The 5630-nt window shown below is 63.4% G+C and carries 10 protein-coding genes; 8 read left to right on the top strand and 2 right to left on the bottom strand.

All coding sequences use genetic code 11. From position 1 onward, the window contains the following. Positions 1–449: 449 nt before the first annotated feature. A complete protein-coding gene (locus IM725_RS19460; protein ID WP_193782298.1) occupies positions 450–674 on the top strand; it encodes a hypothetical protein in 225 nt (74 codons plus the stop codon). A 197-nt stretch (positions 675–871) separates the two neighbouring features. On the opposite strand, the gene IM725_RS19455 is transcribed toward IM725_RS19460, so the two are convergent. Together IM725_RS19455 and IM725_RS19450 are read right to left on the bottom strand one after the other, a co-directional pair. Then, entirely contained in the window at positions 872–1603 is a 732-nt protein-coding gene (locus IM725_RS19455) for a DUF6969 family protein (RefSeq protein ID WP_227753964.1), read from the bottom strand. After that, complete coding sequence (locus tag IM725_RS19450; RefSeq protein WP_193782297.1) at positions 1561–1818, bottom strand: hypothetical protein; 258 nt, start codon at positions 1816–1818, stop codon at positions 1561–1563. Before IM725_RS19450 ends, IM725_RS19455 begins: the two co-directional genes overlap by 43 nt. Positions 1819–2064: 246 nt before the next feature. Between IM725_RS19450 and IM725_RS19445 the strand changes: the two genes are divergently transcribed. Genes IM725_RS19445 through IM725_RS19415 form a run of 7 tightly spaced genes read left to right on the top strand, consistent with a single transcriptional unit; the run spans position 2065 to position 5506 of the window. Beyond that, positions 2065–2490, top strand: coding sequence for a c-type cytochrome (locus IM725_RS19445; RefSeq protein ID WP_193782296.1), 426 nt, complete (start codon positions 2065–2067; stop codon positions 2488–2490). 17 nt (positions 2491–2507) lie between these two features. Further along, positions 2508–2894 carry a thioredoxin family protein gene (locus IM725_RS19440; RefSeq protein ID WP_193782295.1) on the top strand — a complete coding sequence of 129 codons (387 nt, stop codon included), beginning with the start codon at positions 2508–2510 and terminating at the stop codon, positions 2892–2894. Then, the gene (locus tag IM725_RS19435; RefSeq protein WP_193782294.1) at positions 2894–3622 is read left to right on the top strand and encodes a cytochrome c biogenesis CcdA family protein; all 729 of its coding nucleotides are present in this window, start codon (positions 2894–2896) and stop codon (positions 3620–3622) included. Before IM725_RS19440 ends, IM725_RS19435 begins: the two co-directional genes overlap by 1 nt. 22 nt (positions 3623–3644) lie before the next feature. Next, complete coding sequence (locus IM725_RS19430) at positions 3645–4373, top strand: haloacid dehalogenase type II (protein WP_193782293.1); 729 nt, start codon at positions 3645–3647, stop codon at positions 4371–4373. A 52-nt stretch (positions 4374–4425) separates the two neighbouring features. Then, a complete protein-coding gene (locus IM725_RS19425; protein WP_227753963.1) occupies positions 4426–4947 on the top strand; it encodes a hypothetical protein in 522 nt (173 codons plus the stop codon). 47 nt (positions 4948–4994) lie between these two features. After that, complete coding sequence (gene nrtS / locus IM725_RS19420) at positions 4995–5225, top strand: nitrate/nitrite transporter NrtS (RefSeq protein ID WP_193782292.1); 231 nt, start codon at positions 4995–4997, stop codon at positions 5223–5225. Beyond that, the gene (locus IM725_RS19415; RefSeq protein WP_193782291.1) at positions 5222–5506 is read left to right on the top strand and encodes a cupin domain-containing protein; all 285 of its coding nucleotides are present in this window, start codon (positions 5222–5224) and stop codon (positions 5504–5506) included. The genes nrtS and IM725_RS19415 overlap by 4 nt, the downstream gene beginning before the upstream one ends. Positions 5507–5630: the final 124 nt, after the last annotated feature.

Genomic DNA, 5630 nt, shown 5'->3' with positions numbered 1-5630 from the left:
ATCTCGCGGAGCTGCACGCGACGGCCCGCAACAAACTCAAGAGCGCACAGAAGCGCCCCACCATCATCGCCGCTTGCTGGATGCAGGCTACGCTCTGGTGATGTCATGAATTTAGAGAAGCTCAATAAAAACCCGCAGTGTCACCCTGGAAGAAAAAAGACCCTGGACCCGAGAGTCCAGGGTGGTTGTCCAACCTCAAATAGAAGTGTCTGCCGTGGCAGCATCAGCTGACGACTGAATTAGGCGATAACCATAGACCTGATTCGGCAGGCACTATGCTTGAGGAGCTGAGAGACCCGTACCCGAACTGCTGTAAGCCGGCCCAGCCCAGTCCGAGGTACCTACCCATGGATTGAAGATGACCCTGTTTCGCGGACACATTACCGTTTAGGAACGAGGAGACGAAGTCCCCAAATAGAACAGGTATCGCGGCGGACGTCTTGCCCCAGGTGTTCGAGCGCTACGTGCAGGAAGGGCGCGCCATATCTTTCAACCTGCCGTACCCGGCGGGTTTCCAAGAAATCATTGAACTGGCCCGCGCCGGTCGCACACCCGGGTTGTCGTGTGGGCTTGGCTCGACGGCGCACAGCATTGCCACCTGGATCGCGCAGGACGCGCGTGATCAGGGCAAGCCTCAGCCTGGCAAAAAAGGCCTGACCAGCGCCGAGCGCTAGGAGCTGATGCGCCTGCGCCAGCAGCTGCGCCAAGTGCAACAAGAGCACGACAGCCTGGAAAAGGCTACGGCCTCGTTCGCAGCCAGAGGCGAGAGGACGTCCACGCCGTCTACGAACTCGTGAGCGCGAACCAGGCTTCGCCAGTAGCGCACCCGTCTGGGTGTTCATGGCAATCCAGCAATAACGAAAGAGGACAGCTACGCAACGCCTTCCAGCTTGGTGTCAAGGTCGATCCTGATCTGTGAGAGCCGCTCCCGCGAACGGTCCTCGAGCCGATCCGGCCCCGCATGGGCTGCCAATGCACGATCGCGCGCCCGCATCAATTCCGAGATCTCCGGCATGCAAAGATGGACGGTCGACTCGATCACTGTGTCGATCTCCGGGTGTCCGGTGTCAAGCCTCATCGACGCGAGCACCTCCAGCGTGAGGTCACCGCTGAGCATTAGGTCGCCTGTCACCCAACTATTGACTGTGAAAAGCGACATCGGCACCCCCTTGGCGTCGAAGCCAATGGCCAGCAGATGCCGAGTGTTCGGGTTGGCCCGGGGAAGCCCACACAGCTGAGAGAACTCCTTCTCGGCGCGCGAGCGCAGCCGCCTGCCCCATAAGGGTCTGCGTGCGAACAGGTGTATGTGGCCGTGCTCCGCAGTCTCCTGTCGATCCTCAGGGCTGTGCGAGTGGTAGAACCATTGGTAGCCGCCCGAGGCGTCGGTCGCGTCATCCTGCGGGTAATGCTCCCACTGCCTGAGCGCCTGCCCCTCGAGGAGATCGCCAAACAGATGGGCGCCCCGCCCCGCAAGGGCTGCGTAGGCGGAGAGTAGGAGCGAGCCGGCGCCGGACTCTCCCGAGGAGCCCTTTTCGAGGCGCCGCCCCCCGGACACCCGGCTTAGCTCTTGGGCGCGCACTTGGCGCCGCACTTCGGAGCGCATTTGGGGGCGCACTTGGCAGCGCACTTGTTCGCGCCGCACTTGGCCGAGGCCTTCTTGGGCGCGCATTTGCTCGCGCCGCACTTCGGGGCGCACTTGGTCATGCCCGCCTTGGGTGCGAACTTTGCGCCTTCCTTCATGTCCTGGGCGGCGGCCGGCAGGGCCAGCGTGGCGGCGGTGAGAGCAGCCAGGGAGGCCAGTTTTAAGCTTGTCTTCATGTTCATTCCTTGGGTTGGTGAGTCAGCGAGGACGATCCTCGGCAGCTAAGAGGCGGCGGAGAGGCGATCGGGTTCGCGGAATCAGAAAAAAATTCGGGTAGGGCCCCTCGCGGGATTGCGCCAGCGCCAGCGGCCCCCCCCCCCCGGCCCAGGGGGGCGACGAAGAGATCACAAAAAATGTTTCGCGAAGCGCGAATCGTTTTGGATTCCTGGCGCCTCTTACTCCGCAACCACTCAGGAGCCCTCATGGCCAAGCTCGCACCCGCCTTGCTTTTCGCATTGTTCGCAGCCCTCACCGGCGTCGCGGCACACGCTGCCGAAGACCCGGCCTCCCAGATAACGCGGCCGGCAGGCTACAAGCCGCAGCCGGGAGACGTGGCGTTGGGCGAGAAGCTCTTCAACGACATCAAGCTCTCCACCAACGGCATGAGCTGTGCGAGCTGCCACGCGAATCATGGCGCCTTCCAGGCCAGCTTCGCCAAGCCCTACCCCCACACCGTCGCCATGGCCCGCGACCAGCTCGGCCGCAAGACGGTCTACCTCGACGAGATGGTGCAAGGCTGTATGGTCATGCCGATGGCCGCCAAGCCGCTGCCTTGGGACTCCAAGGAGCTCGCCGCCTTGACGGCCTACACCGCGACGCTGCAAAAGACATTCAAACCATCCCGCTAACCTCACAGGAAAGTCTCATGAAGTTCGCCAAAGCCGCAGCCCTTGTCGCCCTGTCCGCCATCGCCTCGATCGCAACAGCGGGCGAAATCAGGCCATACTCCCAGGCCGAGTTTGACAAGCTCATGCATGACGGCAAGCCGGTCGTGGTCGATGTGAGCGCCACCTGGTGCCCGACCTGCAAGGCCCAGAAGCCCATCGTCGAGGGCCTCATGAAGCAGCCCGCTTACAAGGACGTGACGGTGCTGTCGGTCGACTTCGACTCGGCCAAGCCCACCCTGCGCAAGTTCAAGGTGTCGATGCAGAGCACCCTGGTCGCGTTCAAAGGCCCGAAGGAAGTGGGCCGCTCGACCGGCGACACCACCCTGGAAGGCATCGAAGGCCTGGTCAAGAAGACGGTCCAGTGATGGAGTTTGGGATCGCCTCCTACGGTTTCGGCTTCCTGGCGGGAGTGCTCTCGACGCTCTCGCCGTGCGTGCTGCCCATCGTCCCCATCCTGCTGGGGACGGCAACCAACGCCCATCCGCGCGCGCCCCTGGCTCTTGCGGGCGGGCTCGCGCTCTCCTACGCCGTCATCGGATCTAGCCTGGCCTGGGCAGAATCGGCTCTAAACATCGACCCGGGGCTCTTCCGCGGGGCGGGCGCGGCGATCCTCGGCCTGCTGGGCCTCGTGCTGATCTCGGGTGACCTTCAGCAGCGCTTCGCTATAGCCACCTCCGGCATCGGCGATGCCGGCAACAACCTCATTTCCCGCATGAGCCTCGACGGGCTCAAGGGACAGTTCGCCATCGGGCTCGCGCTCGGGGTAGTGTGGAGCCCTTGCGTCGGGCCGACGCTGGGCGCCGCCGTTGTGCTTGCGAGCCAGGGTTCGCACTTGCTACAAGTGGCCATGCTGATGGGCGTCTTCGGCATCGGCGCCGCTCTGCCCGTGGTGGCGCTGGCCTATGTCGGACGCGGGGCGATGGCGCGCATGCGCGGCACGCTCATGAAGGCGGGCAAGGCGGGCAAGACCGTCATGGGTGTCATCATGATTGCGTTGGCCGCGATGATCCTGTCCGGGGCGGACAAGCCGATGGAGACGTGGCTGGTGGATCATTCGCCAGCGTGGCTCACGCAATTGACCACTCGTTATTGAAATCGGTTATCAAGGATCTTCCATGGCCATCAAAGCAGCGACTTTCGACACCGGCGGAACCGTCCTGGATTGGCATTCGGGGATACGCGACGCGCTGGCGGCAGTGGGCCGCGCGCATGGCGTCGAAAGAGACTGGGGCTCGCTCACCAACCAGTATCGGCGCCTGTCGATGAAGGGCATCGTTGGACAAGTCCAACCCGCATTCAACATGGACGACGTCCACGTCCGAGCGCTGGACGACGTCCTCGAAGCCAACGGGCTTTCAATGTTCACTCCAAGCGACCGAAGCCGGATCGCCAACGCGTGGCACAGACTCTCGACCTGGCCCGATTTCGCCGAGCCCTTGCGCGACATCCGAAAGCGCATCCCGGCGATCTCCTTCACCATGCTGCCGCTGTCGCTGGCGCTGGATGTGTCCAGGCTCAACGGGGTCGACTGGGACGCCGTCCTCTCTTGCGAAGCAATCGGCTACTACAAGCCCGACCCCAGGGCCTACGAGCATGTGGCGAAGTGGCTCGCCATGGAACCATCCGAGATCCTGATGGTGGCTTGCCACAACTTCGACCTCAACGCAGCGCGAGCCTGCGGCTACAAAACCGCGTTCGTGCGCAGGCCACAGGAGTGGGGCAGCGAGCCGCCGCCGGACCCGACGCCGCACCCCGATTGCGACCATGTCTTCAACACGTTCGACGAACTCGCCGCCGCTGTCCTCGACATGTCGGGTCCAGCAGAAAAACCCGAGTCTCCTTGACAACTCCAGCTATCCACAGTTTGCTGAATCTCAGCTCATCCAAAGGACAATCATGAAAACCTCGTTCCCCCGCTCCTCCGCAGTCCTAGGCGCAGCGCTTTTCGCCGCTTCCATGCTGCTTGGCTCTGCCGCCGTGGCTGATCCGCTGAGCGTTAAGGCCACCATGGTTCCCAAGGAGCAGATCAAGCTCGACTTTAAGGACGGCTCGGGCCACTTCGTCCTGATGGTCCGCCGCGAAGGCACGGCGGCCGGCGCTGGCCTACTGGACGGCGCGCAGATCGTCGAATACGGCCGCCACGACATCGTCCCCGGCGTCGCGGGCGACCCCAGCGGCTATCTGGTCGCCACCAAGGGCGAAGGCAACGTCGCCTACATCAAGTGGACCGTGCGCGCCGTCTTCCTGCCGGGCAAGGACGGCAAGCCCGAGATCCACGACAACGGCTTCTGGGAGGTCGTCTCCGGCATCGGATCGTTCAAAGGCCTCAAAGGCGCCGGCACCCTCCACATCATGTCGGCCAATCCCACGGACCGCATCTTCATCCTTGACGGCGACCTGGTCGCCCAGGCCAATTGAACGGTTCGAGCGCTGGGAGGTCCGCCGCTGCGCGCCAACTTGAAGCTATGAATGACCTGATGCGCGCTGCGCTGAGCAAGAGGATCGCGGCTAGCGCGCTTCGCATCTCGCTCGCGGTCGGCACGGTCTTGAATCTCGCCAACCAGAGCGAGGCGCTTTTCGGGACCACCGAATTCTCGTGGCTGCACGGCTTCCTGAACTACCTGGTGCCATATTGCGTGGCCAGCTACAGCGCGGCCAAAAACGAAGTCACCAGCCGCGCGGACGCGCGGCCATGAGCGATCCGCTAGACAGGTTGCTTTCGCAGTTTTCGCTGCGGGCGGGCGTCTTCTACACCGGCAACATCTGCGGCCTGCACGACTTCGAGCGCGACGAGCAGCGAGGCCACTTGCATGTGATCCGGCGCGGTCCTGTCACCCTTGTGAACGCTGGCAAGCCGGATCTTCTGATCGACAAGCCTTCGCTCATCTACCTGCCCCGGCCCGAGCGGCACCGCTTGGCCGCCAGCGATCGCGAAGGAGCCGACGTCGTCTGCGCCACCATCCTGACGGGGGCGTGAGGTTGCCCTCGAATTTCGGAGTTCATAGCTCAGTCCCGGAGAATGCCGGGAAAGGAGATGAGAGATGGACGAAGGAAGAAGCCGAGGGAAGTACACCCTGGAGTTCAAGCAGGAGGCGGTCAGG

The sequence above is a fragment of the Ramlibacter aquaticus genome (genome assembly GCF_015159745.1).
Taxonomy (GTDB): domain Bacteria; phylum Pseudomonadota; class Gammaproteobacteria; order Burkholderiales; family Burkholderiaceae_C; genus Ramlibacter; species Ramlibacter aquaticus.
The sequence above is the reverse complement of the archived record's forward strand: the minus strand, read 5'-3'. Positions and strand labels throughout refer to the sequence as shown.